Below are 23,081 nucleotides of genomic sequence, written 5' to 3' on the forward strand. Positions count from 1 at the left end.
TTTGCTTACTTTCTTTGCAGCAGCAAAGAAAGTGAGTGCCGCCCCGCACAGGGGCAGTGCTAATAGACCGACACGAAAACGGGATCCGGCGAAATCAAAAAGCAAAACCAAAAGCAAAAGCAAAACCAAAAGCGAAGAAAATTCAAACCGCCACGTTGAGCAATCGATCCCGCATAACCCCCACATCGGACTTACTCAAAACCTCGACGACATAATTTGCATCCCGCACATAATCCGCAAACCGCCGATCCAGAATGCCTTTAGAAGCCAGCGCCTCGAGCGGCGCATTCGCCTCGACCTCGCAAGACTTCACGATCATCAACCGCTCCGCATTAAGCGAAGTAGAAAGCCACGCGGCGAGCGAATCCGAAGTGGTCTCCCAGTTCGTCATGGAATCGGGCGTCGAGCGCATCAGATCGGTCGGAACCCAAACCGCCACACGCCCATCGCGCAACGCGCGCCGAATCCTATCCTCGTTCGACGCCAGCACGAGCTCCGGCACCACGCCCTGCATCAGAATCGCGTACTGCGCCATCGCGAGCAGACACATGTTGTGAGCCGCGAGATCGTCGAAATGCCACTCCTGCTGATACTGCCGCACCGCGTCCGCGAAATCGCCGCCGCCCGGCACGATCACGACGCGCCCGCCGCCCACTTCCCATAGCCGCGTCAACCACTCGCGCAGCGCCGGGTCGTGACTCAGGCTTCCCCCGATCTTCACCACCCACATATTCCTGTCCTCGTTCGATCAAGCCGGCGGGCCACGCACCCGCATCCTTCGCTATGTTTCGCACGCTATCACGCAGCGCGCGCCGATGCATCGTTCGACAGATGCGCTTCGTTGCCTCCCGCGCCCTTCATCGCCATCGACGCCAGCAGCGCAACCGCCACGCTCGGCGCGCACGTCGATACCCATTCGGCACGCGTCGCATCGTCGCCGTCGATACCCACGAGACGCGCGAAGTCGACATAGCTGCGCGCCTCCTGCCGCGCCAGCGCCGCCGCCAGAAAGCGCCCGCAACCCGCGCCCACGATCGGCGCCGCCGCCAGCGCCGCATCCTGCGCAACGACGCGCGCCAGATTCGTCTCCAGCGCGCGCAATTGCTCGCGCCGCCAGCCCTGCGCGAAACGCCGCCACTCCGCATCGCTCGCATCGGCGGCGTCGCGGCCGATCATCCGCGCAATCCGGACGCGGCTCGCAGCCTGCGTCTTCGGCCCGTTGTCGGCGCTCGGATGCTGGTCGTGCTCGGGCCACAACTCGCCCGTCAGACGATAGACATCCGCGGTCGTCGCGAACCATTCGTTCATCACGCCGGCGTGCTCGCCGCGAAACGCGATGCGATGCGCGAGCCCGCACAACGGCGTTCGCACCACGCCCTGATACACGAGCTCGCCGCTCACGAGCCGTTCGGCGTCGCTGGTGCCGCGCGCCACGACGCGTCCGCCGACGATCGGAATGATGTCCGTCGTCGTGCTGCCGATATCGACGAGCAGCGCATCCGGCAGGCACGCCGCGACCCATTGCGCGGTCGCGAGCCAGTTCGCCGATGCGACCTTGCGCCAGTGTTCCGCGCACGCCGAGCGCGCGAGCCAGCCCGCGTCGCCGGCGAAGAACATCGTGCGCGGCCCGAGCCTTTGCGCAAGCGCGCGCGTCAACGCACGCACGCCCTCGGCGCGGTCGGCGAAGAGATCGACCATTTCGCCCGTCATCGTGACGGCGTGGCGCGCGGCCGGATCGGCGGCGGCGGGCCAGCGCTCGAACATCGCGTCGATCGCGCGTTCCAGGTGCGCCATGCCCTGCCACAACGGACACGCCCATTGCGCGACGTCGGCGAGCACGCCCGCGCGCGTCGCCATCGACACCTTGACGTGCGCGCCGCCCACGTCCCAGCCGAACACCGGCGCATCGTGCAATGTCGGTGCCGTCATGACGACGCTCCGGCGCACGCGCGCAGCAATCCGGCATCGCCGTCGAAGCCGGGCACGCGATGCGCCGCGAGCAGCTCCGCCGCGAGATTCCTGCCGCCGCGCCGGCTCAGTTCCGCATACGCGACCGTGAGACGCGGATTCACCTCGATCACGACCGGCCCGCGCTCGGGATGCCACACGACATCGATGCCGACGAAGCCGCGCAGCCCCGGAAACGCATCGGCGACGCGCAGTGCGAGCCGTTCGAGCGCGCGTCCTTGCGGCCCATGCCGGTCGATGCGGTCGACATCGACGCCATCGAACTGAACGATGCGCTCGCGCCGTTCCGATCCCGCCGCATCCGACAATCCGATGCGCTGCCGGTTGATGCTCACGAGCCGCGAGAGCCGGTCGCGGCAGATCAGCGAAAGGCTCAACGGCTCGCCGTCGACCCATTGCTGCAACACGGGATTGCGGCCCGCTTCCGCACGCGCGGCGTATTCGGCGCGCGCGGCGGCGAGGTCGTCGTAGACGTAGGTATCGAGGCCGCCCGCGCCGTCGTCGGGCTTGACGACCCAGCGCCGGCCGATTGCGGCGGCCGCGTTTTCCGGTTCGAGCGCGCGCGTCGCGGCGATGCTGCGCGCGGCGAGACACGCGGCCGTCGCGCTCTTGCTCGATGCCGCGCGGATCGCTTCCTTCGCGCAGCCGAGCCAGCGCGCCTGGCCGACGGCGTCGTAGAGCTTGAGCAGCAGTCCGTCGCACTCGGGCGCGACGATGCAGGCATAGTCATGCTCGCGCGCCACGCGGGCCACGAAGCGGATGAGCGATTCGCCCGGATGCGCGCGCACGTAGCCGCTGGCGCCGTCGAGTTGCTCGAAGCGCGAGCTTGCGACGGTCACGTCGATGCCGGGCAGCGCGCGCAGATCGGCGGCGATGGCGTCGCGCATCACGCGGCCTTCGACGATGAGCGCGGAGAGATCGGCGAGGCTGCCTGCGCCTGCCGCGTCCGGATCGATGCCGCCGCCGGTGAGATACTCGAATACAAAGATCTTGGTCAAAGGAAAGCCATCCATGCAGGTGATACCCGTTCTCGATCTGCTCGACGGCCACGCGGTGCGCGCGGTGCGCGGCGAGCGTTCGCGCTATCGGCCGATCCAGTCCTCGTTGTGCGCGACGAGCGATCCTGTTGCGATCGCCCGCGCGCTCGTCGCCGCGACCGGCGCGCGCACGTTGTACGTCGCCGATCTGGGCGCGATCCTTTCGCGCGGCGCGCACGATGCCGCGCTCGCCGCGATTTGCGATGCCCTCGGCGACGGCCTGCGCATCTGGCTCGACGCGGGCTTTACCGCGTTTCTGCCGATGCGCGCTTTCGTCGAACGCGTCTTGCGGCTGACGCGTTCAGCGGCGCCTGCCGCGATCCTGCCTGTGTTCGGCACCGAAACGCTCGTCGATGTCGGCGCGATCGCCGAGGCATCGGCTTGCGGCTTCGAGCCGATACTTTCGCTCGACTATCGCGGCGGGCGCGCGCTCGGGGCGACGCATGGCGAGAGCGGATGGTGGCCGTCGCGCGTGATCGTGATGACGCTCGATCATGTGGGCGCGTATGGCGGGCCCGATCTCGACACGTTCGCTGACGTGCGGGCGCTTGCCGGGGCGCGGGAGGTGATCGGCGCGGGTGGGATCCGCCATGCCGATGATCTCGCGCTCGCCGAGCGCAGCGGCGCTTCTGCCTGGCTCGTCGCTTCCGCTATTCACGATGGCGCCTTATCTCAGGGCGATGTGCATCGCGGGGCTTCTTTCTGACTTCCTTGGGATCGAACTCAATTTTTATGCCAACGGCTTTCGGGGCGCGTTTCAGGTGTAATCGTTTGGGAAGCAGGTGTTGCATATGGTGATTCATGGGTGACAGTGTGTTGCAATGCGGAGCAGTTTTTTTTCGCCTTTCCCGGCGGGGGTTTCGCTGGATCCCGGTTTCGCGTCGGTCTATTAGCATTGCCCCTGTGCGGGCGGTAGTCACTTTCCTTCCAGTAGTCGCCGGATCCCGGTCTCGCGTCGGTCTATTAGCGTTGCCCCTGTGCGGGGCGGCACTCACTTTCTTTGCTGCTGCAAAGAAAGTAAGCAAAGAAAGCAGCTCGTCACGGCCCGCGGTCACACGCAATTTGGGTAGTCCTCTCGTCACAGGCGGCACTCGCCTAAAGAGTGCCCTCAAACACCTAATCGGGCTTGGATCGCGCACGGTCTGCCGCCCGAATACGTTGAGCGCGCTGGTTCAGCACGAAACAGCATCGGCACAGCGCTACGCGCTGCCGCTGGGTCTGCAAGGGAAACCAAAGGGCGGCGAAGGCGGCGAGATTGAGACGTTAGTAGAGAAGCACATGCATCCCCGATTGACTGGTCGGCCGCGAAGCGGGCTGGAGCTATTTGGTGCTGAACCAGTTTGGTATGTGGTGCGATGAGACGGACCGTGCGCGAGCCAAGCCCGGTTGGGCCTATGAGGGCACTCGTTAGGCAGCCCACGAACGACGAGAGGACTACCCAAATTGCGTGTGACCGCGGGCGTATCAGTAGCTGCTTTCTTTGCTTACTTTCTTTGCAGCAGCAAAGAAAGTGAGTGCCGCCCCGCACAGGGGCAGTGCTAATAGACCGACACGAATACGGGATCCGGCGAAATCAAAAAGCGATAAGCAAAAGCGAAAAGCAAAAGCAACAAAACCGGCACAGACCTTGCTCGAAAGGTCGACCATGCCCGATACCTCCACCACGCCGAGCGCCCCGTCCGCGGCCTCAAAACCTTGGACCTGTCCGTTCTGCCCTTTACTATGCGACGACATCACGCTCGCACCCACCGCCGATCATCGCCTCGCAGCGCCGCACACCGCCTGCCCGCGTCTGGACGCCTCCCTTGCCCGCTTCGGTCCGAACGATGCAAGCCAGAAGCCCCAAATCGACGGGCAAGTCACCGACGAAAAGTCGGCGCTCTCGCGAGCCGCCGCGATCCTGTCGAACGCACATCGGCCGCTATTCGGCGGTCTCGCGACCGACGTGTCCGGCGCACGCGCGCTCTATGAACTCGCCGCGCAGTGCGGCGCGATCCTCGATCACCTTCACGGCGATACGCTCGCCGACAGCAATCGCGCACTGCAAGATCGCGGCTCGTTCTTCACGACGCTCTCCGAAGTCCGCTCGCGCGCCGATCTCATCGTCGTGTTCGCGTGCGAGCCGTCGCGACGCTATCCGCGCTTCTTCGAGCGCATCGCAAGCGAGGGCCGCGAGACAAAGGTTGTATTCATCGGATGTGACATCGATAAAGCCGCCAACGCCCAAGCCGAATCGATCCTCGCGAACGCCGATCCCTTCGACACACTCGCGCTGTGGTCCGCGCTCGTCGAAGGCGGCCGTCCGATTCCAACGCCCGAACTCGTCGCGCTGACCGAACGCATCAACGCCGCGAAGTACACGGCGGTGATCTACGAGCCATCGGCGCTGCCGACGCAACACGCCGCGCTCGCGATCGAAGCGCTGCAACGCATCGTCAAGGCGATCAATCGCACCGCGCGCGCCGGCACGCTCGCCCTCACCGGCGACGACGGCGCCGCGTCCGTCAATCAGGCGATCACATGGCTGTCGGGCTTTCCGCTGCGCACGCGCGTCGCATACGGCTTGCCGCTCGATCACGACGCGCATCGCTATCGCTCGGAAACGCTGCTGCGGCGCGGCGAAATCGACGCGCTCCTGTGGGTGTCCAGCTACGCGCCCGAGCCGCTGCCCGCGTCGCTCGATGCGAACGTGCCCGCGATCATCCTCGCGCATCCATCGACGGCCGTCCCCGCGCGCCACGCGCCGACCGTGTTCATCCCCGTCGCGACGCCGGGCATCGACAGCGGCGGGCATCTGTTTCGCGTCGATACATCGGTGGTCGCGCCGCTCGCCGCCGCGCGCGATTACGCCTTGCCGACGGTCGCATCGATCGCATCGCAACTCGCGCAGGCAAGGAGGCCCGCATGAGCGTCACGCGCCTCAAAGGCGGCACGCTTTACGATCCGGCGAATGGCGTCGATGGCGAGAAGCGCGACATCCATATGCGCGATGGCCGCATCGTCGCCGATGCCGCGAACGAAAGCATCGACCGCGATTACGATGCGAGCGGCATGATCGTGATGGCGGGCGGCATCGATCTGCATTCGCACATCGGCGGCGGAAAGACGAATCTGTCGCGGCTGCTTCTGCCCGAAGATCATCGCGACGATCCGCGTGCCGTGCCCGATCGTCCGAACGAAGGCCGATACATGCGTCTGCCATCGTGCGGCGTGTGCGCGCCCGGCACGCTTGCCACCGGTTATCGCTATGCGGAAATGGGCTACACGGCCGCGTTCGAGCCGGCGATGATCGCGTCGAACGCGCGCCACGCGCATCTGGAAATGGGCGACACGCCGATCATCGATCACGGCGCCTACGTGATGATGGGCAACGACGAGCTCTTCCTGCAGATGCTCGCTGCGAAGGAAGACTTCGAACGTCTGCGCGATTACGTCGGCTGGACCATCGATTCGAGCAAGGCGCTCGGCGTGAAGGTCGTGAATCCGGGCGGCATATCGGCATTCAAGTTCAATCAGCGTTCGCTGGATGTCGATGAAAAGCACGCGCATTACGGCATCACGCCGCGCGATGTGTTGAGCACGCTCACGCGCGCGCTCACCGAGCTGCGCGTGCCGCATCCGCTGCATGTGCACGCGAGCAATCTCGGCGTGCCGGGCAACATCGAATCGACGATCAGAACGATGGACACCGCCGATGGCCTGCCCATTCATCTGACGCATATCCAGTTCCATAGCTACGGCACGGAAGGCCCGCGCAAGTTTTCATCGGGCGCGCGCGCGATCGCCGATGCAGTGAACGCGCGGCCCAACGTGACGATCGATGTCGGCCAGATCATCTTCGGTCAGACCGTCACCGCATCCGGCGACACGATGATGCAGTTCAAGAACGCGCCGATGGCCCGACCGCGCAAATGGGTGCTCGGCGATATCGAATGCGATGCGGGCTGCGGCATCGTGCCGTTCAAGTACCGCGAACAGAGCTTCGTGAATGCGCTCCAATGGATCATCGGGCTCGAGATGTTTTTGCTCGTCGACGATCCGTGGCGGGTGTCGATGACCACCGATCATCCGAACGGCGCGCCGTTCACGAGCTATCCGCATCTGATCCGCTTGCTGATGGACAAGTCCTTTCGCGACGAACAACTCGACAAGCTGCACGCCGATGCGAAAACCGCGAGCGCGTTGAGCGAAATCACGCGCGAATTCTCGCTCTACGACATTGCGATCATCACGCGCGCCGGTCCCGCGAAACTGCTCGGCCTCACGGATCGCGGGCATCTCGGCGCAGGCGCGGCGGCGGACATTGCCGTGTATCGCGACAATGACGATCGCGAGCGCATGTTCACATCGCCTGCTTACGTGTTCAAGGACGGCGAGCTGATCGCGCGCGACGGCACGCTGCTCGCGACGCCCACCGGCGGCATCCATTACGTGCGCCCCGACTACGACCGCGCGATCGAAAAGCGCGTACGCGAATTCACGCAGGCAAACCTCGCGACGCGCTTCGAGAACATCGCGATCGGCGACGATGAAATCTGCGCATGCTGCAACGGCGGGCGGCTGTTGCCCGTCGCATGCTTCGCTTCGAACGGGAGTTGACGCATGCGTATCAACGACACGCAGATCGACAACACCTTCGCCGAAGCCTTCCCGATGAAAGCGACGCGCCTCGTCATCACCGCGCATTCGTCGACGTGGGCCCGTCACGCGGCCAATTCGCTGACAGGCTTCGCGACGTCCGTCATCGATTGCGGCTGCGAGGCCGGCATCGAACGCGATCTGTCCGGCGATGAAACGCCCGATGGCAGGCCCGGAATCGCGGTGCTGATCTTCGCGATATCGTCGAAGGAGCTCGCCAAGCAGATCGCGCGGCGCGTCGGCCAATGCGTGCTGACGTGCCCGACGACCGCCGTCTATGGCGGCATCGATCCCGCCAACACACGCGCGCCGCTCTCCGACAACGCGCCGCTCGGCGCGGGCCTGCGCTTCTTCGGCGACGGCTATCAAATATCGAAAGTGCTCGACGGCACACGCTATTGGCGCGTGCCCGTGATGGACGGCGAGTTCGTCTGCGAGGAATTCACCGCGACGGTGAAAGCGGTCGGCGGCGGCAATCTGCTGTTTCTCGCGCGCGACATCGACAGCGCGCTCAATGCGGCCGAATCCGCCGTCGCCGCGATGCATCGGCTGCCGAACGTCATCACGCCGTTTCCGGGCGGCGTCGTGCGCTCGGGATCGAAGATCGGATCGAAGTATGCGGGCGCGACGGCGTCCACGAACGATGCGTTCTGCCCGACGCTCGTCGGCCTGTCGAAGAAGAGCGAGCTGACGCCGGACATCGCGTGCGTGCTCGAAATCGTCATCGACGGCTTGACCGATGCCGATGTCGGCGCGGCGATGACCGCGGGTATCGCGGCGGCGGCGAAGCTCGGGCGCGCCGGCGGGGTGCTGCGCATTTCGGCGGGCAACTACGGCGGCAAGCTCGGGCCGTACCATTTCAAGCTGCATGAACTGTCGAAGGATATCGACGGGAGCCGCGCATGAACGCCATCACGTTGCGCGTAAAAAATGCGCCGGGCTTTCGCGTCGACGGGTCGAAATTACTGCCCGCGACGCTGGCGGAGATATCGGCGACAGAACTGCCGCGCATCACGCTGCAAGGCGCGGGCGAAACGTGCGCGCTCGGCGATCTTTTCGACATCGCGCAGGAACCAAGCGATGCGCCCGCACTCACGATAGAAGGCGATGCGCCGTGGCTCGACCGCATCGGCGCGAACATGACCGAAGGCACGCTCGCGGTGCACGGCGCTGCAGGCGATTACGCGGGCATGAAGATGTCCGGCGGCGAGTTGAACATACGAGGCGATGCGGGCGCATTCGCCGCGTGCGAGATGCAAGGCGGACGACTGTCGATTCACGGCAACGCCGGCGAGTTCGCCGCAAGTGCGCTGCCCGGCGACATGGAAGGCATGACAGGCGGCACGCTCGCGATTCACGGCAGCGCAGGCGCGCGCCTCGCGGATCGCATGCGGCGCGGCACCGTGCTGGTCGCGGGCGATGCGGGCGATTTCGCCGCGTCGCGGCTCGTCGCGGGCTCGGTCTGCATCGGCGGGAAAGTGGGCGCACACTTGGGCTACGGCATGCGGCGCGGCACGGTGTTGCTGGCAAATGCGCCATCCCGCATTCCGCCGACGTTCACCGAAGGCGGGCGCGGCTTCGACGTCTTCTGGCTGCTGTTCACGCGCATGCTCGCGCGCGAGATCGCACCCTTTTCACAGTTCGCTGGCAAGATATTGCCGCGACGCTACGCGGGCGATCTCGCCGTCGATGGACGGGGGGAATTGCTGATCGCCAATTCGTAGCAAGGAGATGAACAATGGACCGTTGGCACTTCCGGGGAGACACGCCATGAGCACCGCGCGGACATCAGCAACGTCGCGCGACGGCCGTATCGATGCCGCAAGCGAGCGTTACGCAGGCCCGATGATCGCGTTGCACTGGATAATTGCGATCGCAATCATCGCGATGCTGTGCATCGGCTTCTATATGGTCGGCCTGCCGCGCGGATTGCCGTTCAAGTCGGACCTCATCAACTTCCACAAGTCGCTCGGAATCACCGTTTTCCTGCTGGTGCTGCTCCGCATCCTGGCACGTCTGGCTTATCGCCGGCCGCCTTTGCCGCCGATGCGAACGTGGCAACGCGCCGCCGCGAGCATTACGCAGGCTCTTTTATACGTTGGCATGGTGGCGATGCCGCTCACCGGTTATCTCGGCTCGTCGTTCAACAAGTTCGGCACGAAGTTCTGGGGCATCGCGCTGCCGCAATGGGGCTGGGACGACAAATCCATGCGGCAGATCTTCTTCGGCATTCACGAGTATCTGGCGTGGATCATGGCCGCGCTCGTCATCGTGCATTTTCTCGGCGCGATGAAGCATCAGTTGATCGATCGCGACGGTCTCTTGCGGAGGATGCTGCCTTGAAGATTCGCGTGCTCGGTTCATCGGCGGGTGGCGGCTTTCCGCAATGGAACTGCAACTGCCGCAATTGCGATGGCGTGCGGCGCGGCTCCATTCTGGCGCGTGCGCGCACTCAGTCGTCCATTGCTGTTACCGATAACGGCGAGGACTGGCTGGTCGTCAACGCATCGCCGGACATTCTTGCGCAGATCGCCGCAAACCCGGAATTGCAGCCCGCGCGCCGGGTGCGCGACACCGGCATCGCTGCCGTCATCACGATGGATGCGCAGATCGATCATGTCACCGGTCTGCTGATGCTGCGCGAGCGCGGCACGCCCTTGCCGCTCTATACGACGGACGCCGTGTGGCAGGACCTCTCGACGGGCTTTCCCATCACGTCGATTCTTTCGCATTACTGTGGCGTCGAGCACAGGCGCATCGCGCTCGATGGCGCATCGTTGTCCGTGCCTGAGCTGCCGCGCGTGGGCATCGACGCATTGCCTCTGTCGAGCAAGGCGCCGCCGTATTCGCCGCATCGCGATGCGCCGGAAACAGGCGACAACATCGGCCTTATGTTCACGAATCGCGCTTCGGGCAAGCGCGCATTCTATGCGCCGGGGCTCGGCGCGCTGGAGCCGCATGTGCTCGATGCGATGCGCGAAGCAGACTTGCTGCTCGTCGATGGCACCGTCTGGACCGACGATGAAATGATTCGCCTCGGCCTCACGAAGAAGACCGGCAAGGATATGGGCCATCTCGCGCAAACCGGCGCGGGCGGCATGATCGACGTGCTCGATTCGATCGATCGCGCGGGCGTGCGCAAGGTGCTGATCCACATCAACAACACGAACCCGATCCTCATCGAGGATGGACCTGAAAGGCGCATGTTGTCGGAGCACGGCATCGAGGTCGCGCACGACGGCATGACTTTCGAGCTGTGACATTCGCACTGGAGACCGTTAGATGTTCGACCCGATGCTCAACCCGACCACAGGCCCGATCTTCACGAAAGTGACAGACGAAGGCCCCGCGTGGACGCGCGACGAATTCGAAGCGCAGTTGCGCGCGAAGGGCACGGCGTATCACATTCATCATCCGTTCAACGTGAAGATGAACAGCGGCGGCTGCTCGAAGGAACAGATACGCGGCTGGGTCGCGAACCGCTTCTACTATCAGATCAACATTCCGCTGAAGGATGCGGCGGTGATGTCGAATTGCCCCGATCGCGACACGCGCCGCCGCTGGGTGCTGCGCATTCTCGATCACGATGGCTACGACGATCAGCCCGGCGGCATCGAGGCATGGGCGCGTCTTGGCGATGCGGTCGGCCTCTCGCGCGACGATCTATGGTCGCTCAAGCTGGTGACGCCGGGCGTGCGCTTCGCCGTCGATGCCTACGTGAACTTCGCACGGCGTGCGCCGTGGCAGGAGTCGGTGTGTTCATCGCTTACGGAGATGTTCGCGCCGCAGATTCACAAGGACCGGCTCGCGACATGGCCCGAGCATTACAAGTGGATCGAGCCTGAAGGGCTTTCGTATTTCCGCTCGCGCGTGTCGCTTGCGCAGCGCGATGTCGAGCACGGTCTCGAAGTGACGCTCGCGCATTTCACGACGCGTCAGGAACAGCAACGCGCGCTCGATATCCTGCAGTTCAAGCTCGATATTCTCTGGACCATGCTCGATTCCATCGAAAAGGCTTTTCCGCAATGAGCGATACGAACCCGACTCAACGCAAGCAGGAAGCCGTCGAAGCGCCGGACGATTCGTTGCATCCGAAACTAAAACGCCTCTTCCGGCTGCAATGGGAACCTGCGCAGAACGCGCATGTGCTGCTTTATCCGGAAGGCATGGTGAAGCTCAATCAGAGCGCATCGGAGATTCTTCTGCGATGCGACGGCACGCGCGATATCCCCGCGCTCGTCGCCGATCTGGAGCAGGCGTTCAATGCGACCGGCCTCGGCGACGACGTGCGCGCGTTCATCGCCGGCGCGCGTGCGCGAGGCTGGCTGGAGTAGCGTCATGACCGACTTGTCCGAACCGATTGCGAAGCCCGAGCACGAAGACGCAACCGTCGCGCCGCCGCTCTGGCTGCTTGCCGAGCTCACGTATCGCTGTCCGCTGCATTGCGTGTTCTGCTACAACCCGGTGAATTACGCCGATCACACGCGCGAGCTGGACACCGATCAATGGATCGACGTATTGCGTCAGGCACGCGCGCTGGGCGCCGCGCAACTCGGCTTCTCCGGCGGCGAGCCGCTGTTGCGCGACGATCTCGAAACGCTCGTCGGCGAAGCGCGCAAGCTCGGCTTTTATACGAACCTCATCACATCGGGCATCGGTCTGACGGAGAAGCGCATCAGTGCGTTGCAGGACGCCGGGCTCGATCACATACAGCTTTCGTTTCAGGACTCGTCGCAGGAATTGAACGACTTCCTTTCCAGCACGAAGACCTTCGACTACAAGAAGCGCGTCGCGAATCTCATCAAGGCGCATGGCTTTCCGATGGTGCTCAATTGCGTGCTTCACCGCTATAACCTGCCGCATATCGGACGCATCATCGACATGGCGCTCGCGATGGGCGCGGAGTATCTCGAACTCGCGAACACGCAGTATTACGGCTGGGCGCACAAGAATCGCGCGCAACTCATGCCGACCAAAGAGCAGCTCGACGAAGCCGAAGCGGTGGTCGAACGCTATCGCGGCGAGATCGGCGACCGGTGCAAGATCTTCTTCGTCGTGCCGGATTACTACGAGCGCAGACCGAAGCGCTGCATGAACGGCTGGGGCTCGGTGTTTCTCGGCATCGCGCCCGATGGCGCCGCGCTGCCGTGTCATACCGCGCGGTCATTGCCGGGCCTCACGTTTCCGAACGTCACCGATATGCCGATCAAGGACATCTGGTACGAGAGCGATGCGTTCAACCGGTTTCGCGGCTTCGGCTGGATGAAGGAGCCGTGCCGCAGTTGCGACGAGAAGGCCATCGACATGGGCGGCTGCCGCTGTCAGGCGTATCTGCTGACGCAGGACCCCGCGAATGCCGATCCGGTTTGCGACAAGTCCCCGCATCACGAGCGCGTGATCGAAGTCGTGCGCGCTGCATCGGCACGGCAGGAACCGCAAGAGCAACCCATCGTCTTTCGCAACGATGCGAACTCGAAGCGCATCGCGGCCGAGGCCTCCGGTAGTGGTTCAAAAGAAGGAGAAGACAAGCCATGACTGCCGATATCTCCGTGCTGCTGGTGGACGATCACGCCGTCGTGCGTGAAGGCTACAAGCGTCTGCTCGAACTGAGTCCCGATGTGAACGTCGCGGGCGAAGCGGCGGATGCAGCCGAGGCTTATCAGAAGTTTTGCGCGCTGCAGCCGGATGTCGTCGTGATGGATCTCGCGTTGCCGGGCGCAAGCGGCATCGAGGCGATGCGGCGCATGCTGGCGCGCGAGCCGCACGCGCATGTGCTCATTTTCAGCGTGCATGAAGAAGCGATCTTCGTGCGACGCGCGCTGGATGCGGGCGCGCGCGGTTATGTGACGAAGGCGAGCGCGCCCGATGTGCTCGTCGAAGCGGTGCGTTCGGTTGCGCGGCGCGTTTCGTATCTGAGTCCCGATGTGTCGCAAGCGCTTGCATTGCGCGCGAGCATTCAGGAAGGACGGCAGTTATCCGCGCGCGAATTCGAGGTGCTGAGATTGCTCGTGCAGGGTTATACGCTGCCGAGCATCGCGGAGAAGTTAGGCTTGAGCCAGAAGACGGTTGCGAATCATCAATCGGTGATCCGCCAAAAATTCGGCGCGGATAACGGCGTGCAGTTGGCACAGATCGCGAACCGCCTGGGGCTTCACTTCGCCGATTTCGCTTCGTCGGCGGTCGCAGGCAACGGCAGCCCCGCCTGAGCCGGCACGCGCGCGCAAAACAGAAAACCCGCGCCCGGCTCGCTCACGATCTGAAACTCGCCGCCGAGCGCTTCGACGCGCTCGCGCATGCCGATCAAACCGAGTCCCTTGCGCGGCTTCGCGAGATCGACGCCCGGGCCGTCATCGGCCATCGTCACGACAATTTCTTCCGGCGCGCGCGCCAGATAAATCTCCACGCGTGAAGTCCGTGCGAACTTCGATACGTTCGTCAGCCCTTCCTGCACGAGCCGATACAGCGTGATGTTGAGCGCATCGCTCAAATTGTCGAAATCGCCGTCGACAGCGAGCGTGAACGTCACATCGGGCAAGCGCTCGCGCCAGCCATCGACGCAATGTTCGAGCGCCGTCGGCAAGCCGAATTCATCGAGGCCGATGGGACGCAGCCTGCGAATCATCCCGCCGATCTCGCGATACACATGCGTCGCGCTTTGCATCAGCGCAAGCGACAGCCGATGAATCTCCGCCTCGCGCGTAGCCGACAAATCGCGGATACGCCCCGCATCGAGCGATATCGCGTTGAGGTATTGCCCGAGCTCGTCGTGCAACTCGCGCGCGAGATGACGCCGCTCGGTCTCCTGCGCGGCGAGCGCCTGATTCGCAAGGCGACGATTCTCCGCAAGCAGATGCTCGGCCTCTTCTTCGAGCGCGCGCCGTCTGCGCACTTCCGATTGCGCCTCGCGATAACGCCGCCACGCGAACCACGCGAAACCGATCGCGAGCACAACGAGCGTCGGCGGCAATTCATCGACTTGAAACCGTTCGGCGCTGCGCGTCAGCCGATACGCGTACTCGCTGAAATCGAAACGCGCAAAGAGCGCGGCCGCGATCAGCGTCGCCGCGAGCACGCAAGCAAGGTCGCGCCACACCGGCGAGCGCGGCGCGCGGCGGTCGGCGTCTTTCGCGAAAGAGGGCAAGGATTCGGTCGGCATCGTGGAATGCATTCTACGCACGGCGTCATCGCGCCGTGCGGTGGGTGGAACGCAATTGGGAACGCTTCCCTGCGCGATCGGGAAAAGCTCCCGGTCCACGCGCGCTGTCTTATGCGACGCTTTCATCGAAAGAAACACGCTCGGCGCGTGAATCGAAATATAAAGAGGAGACGATGATGAAGAGCATGCCGCGCCTGCGCGCGCCCGCGCATCCGTTCAAACCCCGAGCGGGGCTGCGGCTCGTCTTCGGCGGCGCGTTCGCGAGCATCACTGTGGCCGCATGGGCGCAGACGCCGCCAGCCGATACGACGCCGACAACCGAACTGCCTTCGATCATCGTCGTCGGGACCACGCCGCTCGTCGGCGTCGGCACGCCGCTGGAGAAAGTGCCCGCGAACGTGCAAACGATCAAGGGCAGCGAGATCCAGGCGCAGCATTCGCCGACCGTCACGAACTATCTGGAGAAGAACGTCGCGAGCGTCGATACCAACGACGCGCAAGGCAATCCGTGGCAGACCGACATCAACTATCGCGGCTTCACTGCGTCGCCGCTGCTCGGCACGCCGCAGGGCTTGTCGGTGTTCATGGACGGCGTACGCATCAACGAGCCGTTCGGCGATGTCGTCAACTGGGATCTGATTCCGCAGGCCGCGATCCAGACGATGCAGATCATCCCCGGGTCGAATCCGACGTTCGGCCTGAACACGCTCGGCGGCGCGGTCGCGGTAACGACGAAGAACGGGCGCAGCAATCCGGGCGGCAACGTCGATGTCGGCTTCGGTTCGTTCGGACGCAAGTATGCGCAGATCGAGCAAGGCGGCGCGATCGGCGATCATCTCGACTATTACTTCACCGCGAACGTCACGAACGACAACGGCTGGGCCGATCACAACGCGAGCAAGCTGCGCCAGGCGTTCGGCAAGATCCGCTATACCGACGCCGACACGACGGTCTCCGTTTCGATGGGCGGCGCGGACAACACGCTGAACGGCTCGCAGACGATTCCGCGCTCGTTCATGGACAACTTCCGTCAGGCGTACACGTTTCCCGACACGAACGAGAATCAGGTCGGCTATGTGACGATCAACGCCGAGCACTACATCACGCCGAACGTGCAGTTGAGCGGCAACGCGTACTATCGCCACTATCGCAACAAGAACGTGAGTTCGAACGTCAACGACGATTTCGATCCGGACGGCGACGATGCCGACGAACTCACGCAAGCCTTCAACGACCAGTCGGTGATCGTGACGGACAGCTACGGCGCGAGCCTGCAACTCACCTTACTCAACAGGCTCTTCGATCACGACAATCAATTGATCGTCGGCGCGGCGGGCGACTTCGCCAATTCGCATTTCACGCAGGCCGAGCAGCCGGCCGCATTCGAAGACAACCGCGCGACGATCGCCACGGGTCCGTTCGCACCGACGACCGACGCGAAGACGCACAACTCGAATCTCGGCATCTACTTCGAGAATACGTTCTCGTTCAACGAACAATGGTCGATGACGCTCGCCGGACGCTACAACTGGGCGAAGGCGACCATCGGCGACGAGAGCGGCGTGCAGCCGCTGCTCGACGGGAATCACACGTTCTCGCGCTTCAACCCGGCCGTGGGCTTCAACTGGAATCCGACGCCGAACTTCACCGCCTACGCGACGTACAACGAAGGCATGCGCTCGCCGACCGCAATCGAACTCGCGTGCGCGGACCCCGCCGCGCCGTGCTCGTTGCCCAATGACTTCATCGCGGACCCGGATCTTAAGCCGGTGATTTCGAAGACGTTCGAAGTCGGCGCGCGCGGGCGTCTCGGCAGTCATACGCAGTGGAGCGCCGCGGCCTACAGCACGACGCTCGACGACGACATCCAGTTCGTCAGCGCGCAAGGCGCGGGCAGCACGCTCGGCTATTTTCAGAACGTCGGCAAGACGCGACGGCAAGGTTTCGAACTCGCGGGCCGCACGCAATGGGGACCGGTGGGCATCGCGGCGAGTTATAGCTATGTGAACGCGACGTATCGATCGACGTGGACGGAAAGCAGCGCGAGCAATTCGAGCGCGGACGCCGATGGCAACATCACCGTGCATTCGGGCGACCGCATTCCGGGCATTCCGGCGAATACGGTGAAGATGCGCATCGACTACAACCCGTTTGCGCACTGGAACATCGGCACGAATCTCACGTATCGCAGCAATATCTTCGCGCGTGGCGACGAAAACAATCAGGACGTCAACGGCAGCGTCGCGGGCTATTTCCTGATCGATCTCGACACGACCTACAACGTGACCAAACAGTTGCAGGTCTATGCGACCGTGAAGAACCTGCTCAACAAGCGCTATGCGAACTTCGCGATTCTCGGCGAGAACTTCTTCGACGGGCCGAATCACACGTTCAACGACGGCGCGACGGTGAACGAGCAGTTTCTCGGCGTCGGTGCGCCGCGTGGCGTGTGGGTGGGGATGCGGTACGCGTGGAAGTGATATGACGTGATAGCGCGGCTCAATCCCGATACGACTTCCACGGAATGCCGCGCGCGTTGATGCCTTGCCAAAGCGCAGCCTGACAGCGGAGCCTGTCTTCCTCGCTGCGCGGATGCGTCCTGTCCCTCGCGCGCATTCGTCGTGATCGACGTTGCAATATGCGCAATGCCACGGCGCACAAATGGAAGTGGCCGCGCAATGCGGCCATTTCACACTCGGCAACGCCTCCTTGCCGCTCAACGCCCGACGATCGACCCCGCGCTCGGCGGATAAGTGACGATGCCCCACGCCAGCGGCAGATCGCCGATCTGCTTGACTTCCTTGTAGTCCGATCCGTCGAGCACGTACACCGCGTTCGAACGTCCGCAGGCCAGCAGCAGCTTCGAGCCGTCGGGCGTGAAGCTGAAGTGCCAGCAACGCTGACCGACAGGCACATCCTTCCTATGCTCGTAGGTCGAGCCGTCGAACACTTGCAAGGTCTTGTCGCGCGATGCCGCGATCAGCAAGCGCTTGCCGGAAGGATCGAACGAAACGCCATACGGGCCCGTCTTCGTATCGACGGTCTTCACGGTCTTCAGGCTTTTGCCATCGAGCACGACGAACTTGTTCGCGTTCTCCAGCGTGACGACATACTGCTTGCCATCCGGCGACACCTTGATGCCGCGCGGACGCGAACCCTTGTCGAGGTTCACCGTGCGGACCGGCTTGCCCGTCCCGACGCGATACACCGACACCGTATCGTCGCCCTCGTTCGTCACGAGGATCAGCTTGCCGTCCGGCGAGAACTCGACGCCTTCGGTCTCGTGCCCGCTCTTGACCGTATGCGTGATCTTCATGGTCTTCAGATCGACGATGGCGATCTCGGCGGGCGGCGAATTCGCGTCGTCGTCGTCCTTCTCCGGCTGGCCCGGTTTCGGCGGGCCGCCGCTTTCACCCGGCTCGTACGTCACATACGCATAGCCGCCGAACACGCGCACGAACTCGGGATTCTTGCCGATCTTCGCGCGCCGCGTGACCTTGCCCGTCGACGTATCGATCTCCGAGAGATCGCTCGTCGCCTTGTTCGCCACGTAAAGACGCGTGCCTTCCTTGTTGAGCGACAGCCCGCGCGGGCCGTCCTTGCCGACATCCCAGGTCGTCGCGAGCGCGAGCGTGTCGAGATCGATCACGCCGACGCCGGCGTTTTCGGTCGTCACGTAGGCGGTCGGCGCGGCGGCATGGGCGACGTTCGCCGCCAATGCAAACGCAAGCGATGTCGCGATCGCCGACGCGCAGGCAATGCGCGCCGCCTTGAATCTGACTTGCATGGTCGTCTCCAGCGGTTTCGATACCGATTGTTCGAGTTCGTGAGCGCACGCGCGCGACACGGCACGGCGCGCGTGCCGGCAGCCTCAACTTAGCCCAATCGGCGCGGCCGAGGCAACGGCATCGGCCGGGAGAAATTCCCGAATTCCGCTGGACTTTTCGCGTGGCGCCAATCTAGCGCGTCGCGGATGGATCGCTTGCAAGGAGATCGACGAGCGCCTTCGCGCCGCGCTTCCACGACAGGTCGGTGTTGCCGCGTATGTCGACGGAGCGTTGAAAGAGCATCGCGCCGCTGTTCGCGTCTTCGACGCGCAGGTTCATGTTGAGGATGAGATTGCTGATCTTCTGCACCCAGCACACGCCGACGCGCGATGTACCGAGTTCCTTCGCCACACGCAGTTCGCAGCCGTTGCACGCGTTCATGTCCTGCGTGCTTTTCAGCGTCGCGATGAGATCGCTTGCCTTCGCATTGTCGGCGACGCGAAAGAGCGCGCGCTCGCGCAAGTCGTCGCGAAACGCGCCGCTCACCATCGCGAGGCGCGCGCTCTGAATGCGGTCGATTTCGGCGTCGTTGTAGGCGGCGTTATCGTCGATGAGGGTGCAGTCGAGCATCGCGATCGATTGCGGCGCGCTCTGGGCAAGCGCGCTCGTCATGACGATGGCGAGCGCAAGCGCGAGCATCGCGCGGACAGTGTGTGTCATGTTGAAGGCCCCGGCGTTGTGCTTCCCGGCAAAAGCAGATCGCATGCCTGTCATCACGACGCCGCGCGCAACGCTTCATCGGCGATGGCGAGCCGCGACGCCATCATCTTCACGACGAAGCGATGCCACTCCTGCGCGGTCAATGGATCGTCCCGCTCGATCTTGCGCAGCGCCGCGAGCGTGAGACGGCGCAGGCGCGCCGGTTCGTCGGCGACGACATCCGCGCTGCGTGGCGCATGCGTGTACACGGCCATCTCGCCGATGATCGTGCCCGGACCGAACGAGCGCAGCCGCACCGAACGGCCATCGGCGAGCGGCAGCGACACGGTCACGCGCCCTTCTTCGACGATGTAAAGCGCATCGCCCGCATCGCCTCGACGAAAGAGCGCCTCGCCCGCGCCGATATCGCATACGTCTAGGAACGCGGCCAGTCCCTGCAGCGCGCGCTCGCTGAAATGCGGCGCGAGCATCGCGCGGAAATCCCCGGCCGGCGCGCGCTGTTCGAGCGTGCGCGTCGTCGTGGCGAGCTGCTGCGCTTCGATCCATTCGAGGCCGGCGTCGAGCGTGTCGAACTCGTGGATGCCGAGCGAAAGCGCGCCCGTGCGCCCTAGCAGCGCGCGCGAGTTGCGCGGCAGAGCGGTCAGCACGAGATCCGCGCCGATCGCCGCGCACGCCTGACGCAGCTTCACGAATGCGAGCGACACGGACGCGTCCATGCCGTTGGTCCACGCGAAATCGAGCACGACATAGCGCACCGGACGCGGACCATGCGAGCGAATGCGCTCGCGGATGCGCTGCAACATCGAATTCGCCGAGCCGAAGAAAAGGAACCCTTGCAGGCAGACGCCGCAGATCTGATCGCCGCGATCGATCAGCAAGCGCGTTTCCTCGATGCTGCGCTCGACATTCGATGTGCGCGTGCGGCCGTCGAACTCCATGCGAACGCATCCCGCTCGACCATAGAGCAGCGCGAAGGTCACGCACGCCGCGACCACGCCCGCGACGACGCCCGCGATCACGCCATAGAACGCGATCACCGCGAGGATCAGCGGCACGAGCAGATACTCGTGCCACGTCAGCTTGCGATATGCGCCGACGAGCCAGTCCATCATCAGACGCAAGCCCATGTAGATCTGCATGCCGACGAGCACGGGCACCGGAAAGAGCGACACGAGATCGGGCGATGCGATCAGCAGGAAGAGGCACGCGAGCGCGGCGAACACGCCCGCCGCGCGGCTCGTCGCGCCGGCGCGCGCGTTGAGCATCGAGCGGTTATACGACTGATAGCCGACCATGCCGCCGAAAAGACCGCTCGCGATATTCGCGAGACCGGCCGCGCGCATCTCGCGATTGAGGTCGATGTCCTGGCCGGTGGCCGCGCCTAGCGCCGTCGAATTCATGATGATCGTGATCGCCGACACCGACGTGACGATGAGCGTCTCGGGCAAGTGCGCGACGATCGCGTGCCAGTCGATCTCGCCGCGCGCGAGCGACGACGGCAGATGCAACTCGGGAATGTGCAGCGCATGCGCCGGCACATGCTGAAGCAGGAGGCCCATGTCGCGCGCATCGTCGGGCGAGATGCCGGCGACGCGCAACAGCACGTAGAAGAGCGCGATGCCGATAGCGAGCGTGATCGGCAATGCGGCCGCGTGACGCCAGGTGCGCGCGAGAATCGTCGCGAGCGCGCCGACGAAAAGCGCGGGCGCCCATGCAAGCCAGTGCAGTTGCGCGAGCTTAGGCAACGTGTGCCAATCGAGCGTGACGCCGGTCAGCACGCGAAACGCGCCCGCGATCAGAAGATAGCCGGTGCCCGCGAGAAACCCGCCCATCACCGGATAGGGAAGGAATTGCAGCGAACGGCTGCGTTTCGATGAACCGATCGCGAAGAGAATGAGGCCCGTCACGAGCGAGCACAGCGCGATGGCGACGAGCACCGTCAGCAGGATGACCGTGGGCGTGCCGCCGTTCGCGCGCACGCTGCTCGCGACGCCCGCCGCGACGCCGACGAGAAACGCCGTCGCGTTGCTGTCCGGCCCGCCTATGTTCATACGCATCGAGCTCGTCACCGCGATGACGAACGCAGTCACGATGCAGCTCACGAGCGCGGTGGGCACGCCGAGTTCGGCATAGCGCGCGAGGTCGGCGCTGAAGATGAGCGTGCCGAGGCTCATCGCGTAGCACAGCATCATCAGCGTGGACACGGTGCCCGCGGTGATGTCGCCGACGAGCGCGGTCATGCGCGGCATCGCGCGGGCAAGGACAGTACGATGTGTCGTGGCTGGCTTCACCGCGCCTCCCGGATCGGGACAACGGCAGACGTATCCGCTTCAAGCAAGTGCGCCGGAAAGTATCCGCCGCGCGCGAAGACGCTGTCAATTTCCCGCGCCACACATACGCATTTCTTCTGACGCGAATGCGCTTCGCGGTGGCTTCATCGCGCCAACAGGAGTAACGTTGAATCGCGAGCGAACGCTACACCAAGGAGGCGGTCATGCCTGACGATCCCGCTCAATGGCACGTTTTCGACTACGAAGGTTTCGAGATCCACGTGCAGCCGCAACTGAAGCCCACGCCCGAACATGCGCCGCCGAGCACGATGGAGCGCTACGTGTATGTCGGATATGTGTGCAGGCCCGGCGCGAACGCGAACACGCCGGGCGAAGCGGTGCACTTCCATGCCGACGGCGACGACGCCTACACGCGCGCGCAGGACGCCGTGGACGATGCGCGGCATATCGGCAAGAGCATCGTCGATGGCACGCATCCGGATCTTTCGGTGCTGCCGCTCGTGTCGCATCAGCATCATCCAGGATGACGAACGACAGCATGGAAGAATCAAGCGACGAGGCACGCGTCGAAAGCCTGAGCGCGATCACGCTCGCGACGAACGACATGCCGCGCGCCGTGCGCTTCTATGAGGCGCTCGGTTTTCGCATCGTCCACGGCGGCGCGAACGAGGCCTTTACTTCGTTCGCGCTCGGCAGTTCGTTTCTCAATCTGACCAGCGAGACGCACGACCCGATTCGTTTCTGGGGCCGCGTCATCATCCATGTGTCCGATGTGGACGCGTTCTATCGGAAAGCAGTGGCACACGGCCTCGAGCCGCAATTCGCGCCACGCGATGCGCCCTGGAACGAGCGCTATTTCCATCTCACCGATCTGGACGGCCACGAACTCAGCTTCGCGCGCCCGCTCTGATTCGCACGACTCAGGCACGACGTTCGCTTTGAAACCAGTGACGGGTAACGTACGAATCGGCCATTTCATATGACCGATCGCGCACATACCCTCGCATCGCGTTGCAAGACGATGAGTTCAACAGCGCTACGCATCTTTCATCAACGAGCACGGCGAAAGACGCGTTCAAGCTCGCTGTTGCTATTTCGCCAAAACGGGCACGGCTCAGGATTTGAAGCGTAGAGTTCAAGTGCTTTGTCAAGAATGTGATGCGTCGCGGCAGGGGTTTCACTGATAGGGCTTCAATCATCGGCGTGTTCGGCCGTTATCCCTAACATGAAAGCCGCGTGCTGGAGACTGAAATGAAATGCGCGAACGAGCAGTCCCTTCGTTATCAGGTAGAAAAATGGCTCGCGCCGGGCAGCATGCCGGTGCATGTGAGGCAGTTCAGCCGCACGCGTGCCGACAGGCGGCGCTATGTATGCGTCGAGGCGTTGCACGGCGCGGTGTCGCGAGCGCTGTTCTTCTTCCGCCACGATGACGGGCACTGGTGCGTGTATCCGCCCGCACCGAAGCAAAGCAACATGCGCGGCGAAAGACTCGCGGCCTGAGGCG

Annotated in this window: 23 protein-coding genes; 15 read left to right on the plus strand and 8 right to left on the minus strand. The window is 63.9% G+C overall.

The window, feature by feature from the left end:
* Nucleotides 1–142: 142 nt before the first annotated feature.
* From NCS02_RS19890 to NCS02_RS19900, 3 genes are all read right to left on the minus strand, one after another.
* Nucleotides 143–730: an amino acid kinase family protein gene (locus NCS02_RS19890; protein ID WP_250436157.1), complete on the minus strand. Its 588-nt coding sequence runs from the start codon at nucleotides 728–730 to the stop codon at nucleotides 143–145.
* A 68-nt stretch (nucleotides 731–798) separates the two neighbouring features.
* On the minus strand, nucleotides 799–1,929 hold the full coding sequence (locus NCS02_RS19895) for a hydantoinase/oxoprolinase family protein (protein ID WP_250503160.1): 1,131 nt from the start codon (nucleotides 1,927–1,929) through the stop codon (nucleotides 799–801).
* Nucleotides 1,926–2,966, minus strand: coding sequence for an ATP-grasp domain-containing protein (locus NCS02_RS19900; RefSeq protein ID WP_250503161.1), 1,041 nt, complete (start codon nucleotides 2,964–2,966; stop codon nucleotides 1,926–1,928). The genes NCS02_RS19895 and NCS02_RS19900 overlap by 4 nt, the downstream gene beginning before the upstream one ends.
* A 13-nt stretch (nucleotides 2,967–2,979) precedes the next feature.
* Here NCS02_RS19900 and NCS02_RS19905 point away from each other — a divergent pair, with 13 nt between their 5' ends.
* Nucleotides 2,980–3,711 carry a HisA/HisF-related TIM barrel protein gene (locus NCS02_RS19905; RefSeq protein ID WP_250503162.1) on the plus strand — a complete coding sequence of 244 codons (732 nt, stop codon included), beginning with the start codon at nucleotides 2,980–2,982 and terminating at the stop codon, nucleotides 3,709–3,711.
* A gap of 758 nt (nucleotides 3,712–4,469) precedes the next feature.
* Here the strand turns inward: NCS02_RS19905 and NCS02_RS19910 are convergent.
* Nucleotides 4,470–4,652 carry a hypothetical protein gene (locus NCS02_RS19910; protein WP_250523266.1) on the minus strand — a complete coding sequence of 61 codons (183 nt, stop codon included), beginning with the start codon at nucleotides 4,650–4,652 and terminating at the stop codon, nucleotides 4,470–4,472.
* Here NCS02_RS19910 and NCS02_RS19915 point away from each other — a divergent pair.
* The 10 genes from NCS02_RS19915 to NCS02_RS19960 are packed head-to-tail and all read left to right on the plus strand — an operon-like array spanning nucleotide 4,651 to nucleotide 13,849.
* A complete protein-coding gene (locus NCS02_RS19915) occupies nucleotides 4,651–5,913 on the plus strand; it encodes a molybdopterin-binding domain-containing protein (protein WP_250503164.1) in 1,263 nt (420 codons plus the stop codon). The genes NCS02_RS19910 and NCS02_RS19915 overlap by 2 nt on opposite strands.
* Nucleotides 5,910–7,604 (plus strand): formylmethanofuran dehydrogenase subunit A, encoded by a 1,695-nt coding sequence (locus NCS02_RS19920; RefSeq protein ID WP_250503165.1) that lies wholly within the window; start codon nucleotides 5,910–5,912, stop codon nucleotides 7,602–7,604. The genes NCS02_RS19915 and NCS02_RS19920 overlap by 4 nt, the downstream gene beginning before the upstream one ends.
* A gap of 3 nt (nucleotides 7,605–7,607) precedes the next feature.
* Nucleotides 7,608–8,549, plus strand: coding sequence for a formylmethanofuran--tetrahydromethanopterin N-formyltransferase (gene fhcD / locus NCS02_RS19925; protein WP_250503166.1), 942 nt, complete (start codon nucleotides 7,608–7,610; stop codon nucleotides 8,547–8,549).
* Complete coding sequence (locus NCS02_RS19930; protein WP_008354323.1) at nucleotides 8,546–9,367, plus strand: formylmethanofuran dehydrogenase subunit C; 822 nt, start codon at nucleotides 8,546–8,548, stop codon at nucleotides 9,365–9,367. Before fhcD ends, NCS02_RS19930 begins: the two co-directional genes overlap by 4 nt.
* 46 nt (nucleotides 9,368–9,413) lie before the next feature.
* Nucleotides 9,414–9,986: a cytochrome b gene (locus NCS02_RS19935; RefSeq protein WP_008354322.1), complete on the plus strand. Its 573-nt coding sequence runs from the start codon at nucleotides 9,414–9,416 to the stop codon at nucleotides 9,984–9,986.
* A complete protein-coding gene (gene pqqB / locus NCS02_RS19940) occupies nucleotides 9,983–10,903 on the plus strand; it encodes a pyrroloquinoline quinone biosynthesis protein PqqB (RefSeq protein WP_008354321.1) in 921 nt (306 codons plus the stop codon). The genes NCS02_RS19935 and pqqB overlap by 4 nt, the downstream gene beginning before the upstream one ends.
* A gap of 22 nt (nucleotides 10,904–10,925) precedes the next feature.
* Nucleotides 10,926–11,672 (plus strand): pyrroloquinoline-quinone synthase PqqC, encoded by a 747-nt coding sequence (gene pqqC, locus NCS02_RS19945; RefSeq protein WP_008354320.1) that lies wholly within the window; start codon nucleotides 10,926–10,928, stop codon nucleotides 11,670–11,672.
* Nucleotides 11,669–11,977 (plus strand): pyrroloquinoline quinone biosynthesis peptide chaperone PqqD, encoded by a 309-nt coding sequence (gene pqqD, locus NCS02_RS19950; protein WP_008354319.1) that lies wholly within the window; start codon nucleotides 11,669–11,671, stop codon nucleotides 11,975–11,977. Before pqqC ends, pqqD begins: the two co-directional genes overlap by 4 nt.
* A 4-nt stretch (nucleotides 11,978–11,981) precedes the next feature.
* Nucleotides 11,982–13,178, plus strand: coding sequence for a pyrroloquinoline quinone biosynthesis protein PqqE (pqqE, locus tag NCS02_RS19955; protein WP_175982317.1), 1,197 nt, complete (start codon nucleotides 11,982–11,984; stop codon nucleotides 13,176–13,178).
* Nucleotides 13,175–13,849, plus strand: a complete 675-nt coding sequence (locus NCS02_RS19960; protein WP_175982318.1) for a response regulator — start codon at nucleotides 13,175–13,177, stop codon at nucleotides 13,847–13,849. The genes pqqE and NCS02_RS19960 overlap by 4 nt, the downstream gene beginning before the upstream one ends.
* Here the strand turns inward: NCS02_RS19960 and NCS02_RS19965 are convergent.
* Complete coding sequence (locus tag NCS02_RS19965; protein WP_175982319.1) at nucleotides 13,795–14,799, minus strand: ATP-binding protein; 1,005 nt, start codon at nucleotides 14,797–14,799, stop codon at nucleotides 13,795–13,797. The genes NCS02_RS19960 and NCS02_RS19965 overlap by 55 nt on opposite strands.
* A 176-nt stretch (nucleotides 14,800–14,975) precedes the next feature.
* Here NCS02_RS19965 and NCS02_RS19970 point away from each other — a divergent pair, with 176 nt between their 5' ends.
* Complete coding sequence (locus NCS02_RS19970; protein WP_250523267.1) at nucleotides 14,976–17,279, plus strand: TonB-dependent receptor; 2,304 nt, start codon at nucleotides 14,976–14,978, stop codon at nucleotides 17,277–17,279.
* A 236-nt stretch (nucleotides 17,280–17,515) separates the two neighbouring features.
* Here the strand turns inward: NCS02_RS19970 and NCS02_RS19975 are convergent, their stop codons facing one another.
* From NCS02_RS19975 to NCS02_RS19985, 3 genes are all read right to left on the minus strand, one after another.
* Complete coding sequence (locus NCS02_RS19975; RefSeq protein WP_033535973.1) at nucleotides 17,516–18,586, minus strand: beta-propeller fold lactonase family protein; 1,071 nt, start codon at nucleotides 18,584–18,586, stop codon at nucleotides 17,516–17,518.
* 172 nt (nucleotides 18,587–18,758) lie between these two features.
* Nucleotides 18,759–19,286: a DUF3280 domain-containing protein gene (locus tag NCS02_RS19980; protein WP_250481956.1), complete on the minus strand. Its 528-nt coding sequence runs from the start codon at nucleotides 19,284–19,286 to the stop codon at nucleotides 18,759–18,761.
* A gap of 53 nt (nucleotides 19,287–19,339) precedes the next feature.
* Complete coding sequence (locus tag NCS02_RS19985) at nucleotides 19,340–21,535, minus strand: SulP family inorganic anion transporter (RefSeq protein WP_250519952.1); 2,196 nt, start codon at nucleotides 21,533–21,535, stop codon at nucleotides 19,340–19,342.
* A gap of 245 nt (nucleotides 21,536–21,780) precedes the next feature.
* Between NCS02_RS19985 and NCS02_RS19990 the strand changes: the two genes are divergently transcribed.
* From NCS02_RS19990 to NCS02_RS20000, 3 genes are all read left to right on the plus strand, one after another.
* Nucleotides 21,781–22,104, plus strand: a complete 324-nt coding sequence (locus NCS02_RS19990; RefSeq protein WP_175982322.1) for a hypothetical protein — start codon at nucleotides 21,781–21,783, stop codon at nucleotides 22,102–22,104.
* Nucleotides 22,105–22,115: 11 nt separating this feature from the next.
* Nucleotides 22,116–22,487 (plus strand): VOC family protein, encoded by a 372-nt coding sequence (locus NCS02_RS19995; RefSeq protein WP_250503167.1) that lies wholly within the window; start codon nucleotides 22,116–22,118, stop codon nucleotides 22,485–22,487.
* A 341-nt stretch (nucleotides 22,488–22,828) separates the two neighbouring features.
* Nucleotides 22,829–23,077: a hypothetical protein gene (locus NCS02_RS20000; RefSeq protein WP_008354307.1), complete on the plus strand. Its 249-nt coding sequence runs from the start codon at nucleotides 22,829–22,831 to the stop codon at nucleotides 23,075–23,077.
* The last annotated feature ends 4 nt before the right edge of the window (nucleotides 23,078–23,081 follow it).

The organism is Caballeronia sp. NCF2 (genome assembly GCF_023631205.1).
GTDB lineage: Bacteria > Pseudomonadota > Gammaproteobacteria > Burkholderiales > Burkholderiaceae > Caballeronia > Caballeronia zhejiangensis.

What these genes read in the sequence shown, in the direction of transcription:
- pqqD (WP_008354319.1), top strand. Translation starts at nt 11,669, where the DNA reads ATGAGCGATACGAACCCGACTCAACGCAAGCAGGAAGCCGTCGAAGCG.
- pqqE (WP_175982317.1), top strand. Translation starts at nt 11,982, where the DNA reads ATGACCGACTTGTCCGAACCGATTGCGAAGCCCGAGCACGAAGACGCA.
- NCS02_RS19975 (WP_033535973.1), bottom strand. Translation starts at nt 18,586, where the DNA reads ATGCAAGTCAGATTCAAGGCGGCGCGCATTGCCTGCGCGTCGGCGATC.
- NCS02_RS20000 (WP_008354307.1), top strand. Translation starts at nt 22,829, where the DNA reads ATGAAATGCGCGAACGAGCAGTCCCTTCGTTATCAGGTAGAAAAATGG.
- NCS02_RS19980 (WP_250481956.1), bottom strand. Translation starts at nt 19,286, where the DNA reads ATGACACACACTGTCCGCGCGATGCTCGCGCTTGCGCTCGCCATCGTC.
- NCS02_RS19895 (WP_250503160.1), bottom strand. Translation starts at nt 1,929, where the DNA reads ATGACGGCACCGACATTGCACGATGCGCCGGTGTTCGGCTGGGACGTG.
- NCS02_RS19995 (WP_250503167.1), top strand. Translation starts at nt 22,116, where the DNA reads ATGGAAGAATCAAGCGACGAGGCACGCGTCGAAAGCCTGAGCGCGATC.
- NCS02_RS19935 (WP_008354322.1), top strand. Translation starts at nt 9,414, where the DNA reads ATGAGCACCGCGCGGACATCAGCAACGTCGCGCGACGGCCGTATCGAT.
- NCS02_RS19890 (WP_250436157.1), bottom strand. Translation starts at nt 730, where the DNA reads ATGTGGGTGGTGAAGATCGGGGGAAGCCTGAGTCACGACCCGGCGCTG.
- NCS02_RS19905 (WP_250503162.1), top strand. Translation starts at nt 2,980, where the DNA reads ATGCAGGTGATACCCGTTCTCGATCTGCTCGACGGCCACGCGGTGCGC.
- pqqC (WP_008354320.1), top strand. Translation starts at nt 10,926, where the DNA reads ATGTTCGACCCGATGCTCAACCCGACCACAGGCCCGATCTTCACGAAA.
- NCS02_RS19930 (WP_008354323.1), top strand. Translation starts at nt 8,546, where the DNA reads ATGAACGCCATCACGTTGCGCGTAAAAAATGCGCCGGGCTTTCGCGTC.
- NCS02_RS19910 (WP_250523266.1), bottom strand. Translation starts at nt 4,652, where the DNA reads ATGGTCGACCTTTCGAGCAAGGTCTGTGCCGGTTTTGTTGCTTTTGCT.
- NCS02_RS19985 (WP_250519952.1), bottom strand. Translation starts at nt 21,535, where the DNA reads ATGCCGCGCATGACCGCGCTCGTCGGCGACATCACCGCGGGCACCGTG.
- NCS02_RS19990 (WP_175982322.1), top strand. Translation starts at nt 21,781, where the DNA reads ATGCCTGACGATCCCGCTCAATGGCACGTTTTCGACTACGAAGGTTTC.
- NCS02_RS19965 (WP_175982319.1), bottom strand. Translation starts at nt 14,799, where the DNA reads ATGCCGACCGAATCCTTGCCCTCTTTCGCGAAAGACGCCGACCGCCGC.
- NCS02_RS19960 (WP_175982318.1), top strand. Translation starts at nt 13,175, where the DNA reads ATGACTGCCGATATCTCCGTGCTGCTGGTGGACGATCACGCCGTCGTG.
- NCS02_RS19970 (WP_250523267.1), top strand. Translation starts at nt 14,976, where the DNA reads ATGAAGAGCATGCCGCGCCTGCGCGCGCCCGCGCATCCGTTCAAACCC.
- NCS02_RS19915 (WP_250503164.1), top strand. Translation starts at nt 4,651, where the DNA reads ATGCCCGATACCTCCACCACGCCGAGCGCCCCGTCCGCGGCCTCAAAA.
- NCS02_RS19920 (WP_250503165.1), top strand. Translation starts at nt 5,910, where the DNA reads ATGAGCGTCACGCGCCTCAAAGGCGGCACGCTTTACGATCCGGCGAAT.
- fhcD (WP_250503166.1), top strand. Translation starts at nt 7,608, where the DNA reads ATGCGTATCAACGACACGCAGATCGACAACACCTTCGCCGAAGCCTTC.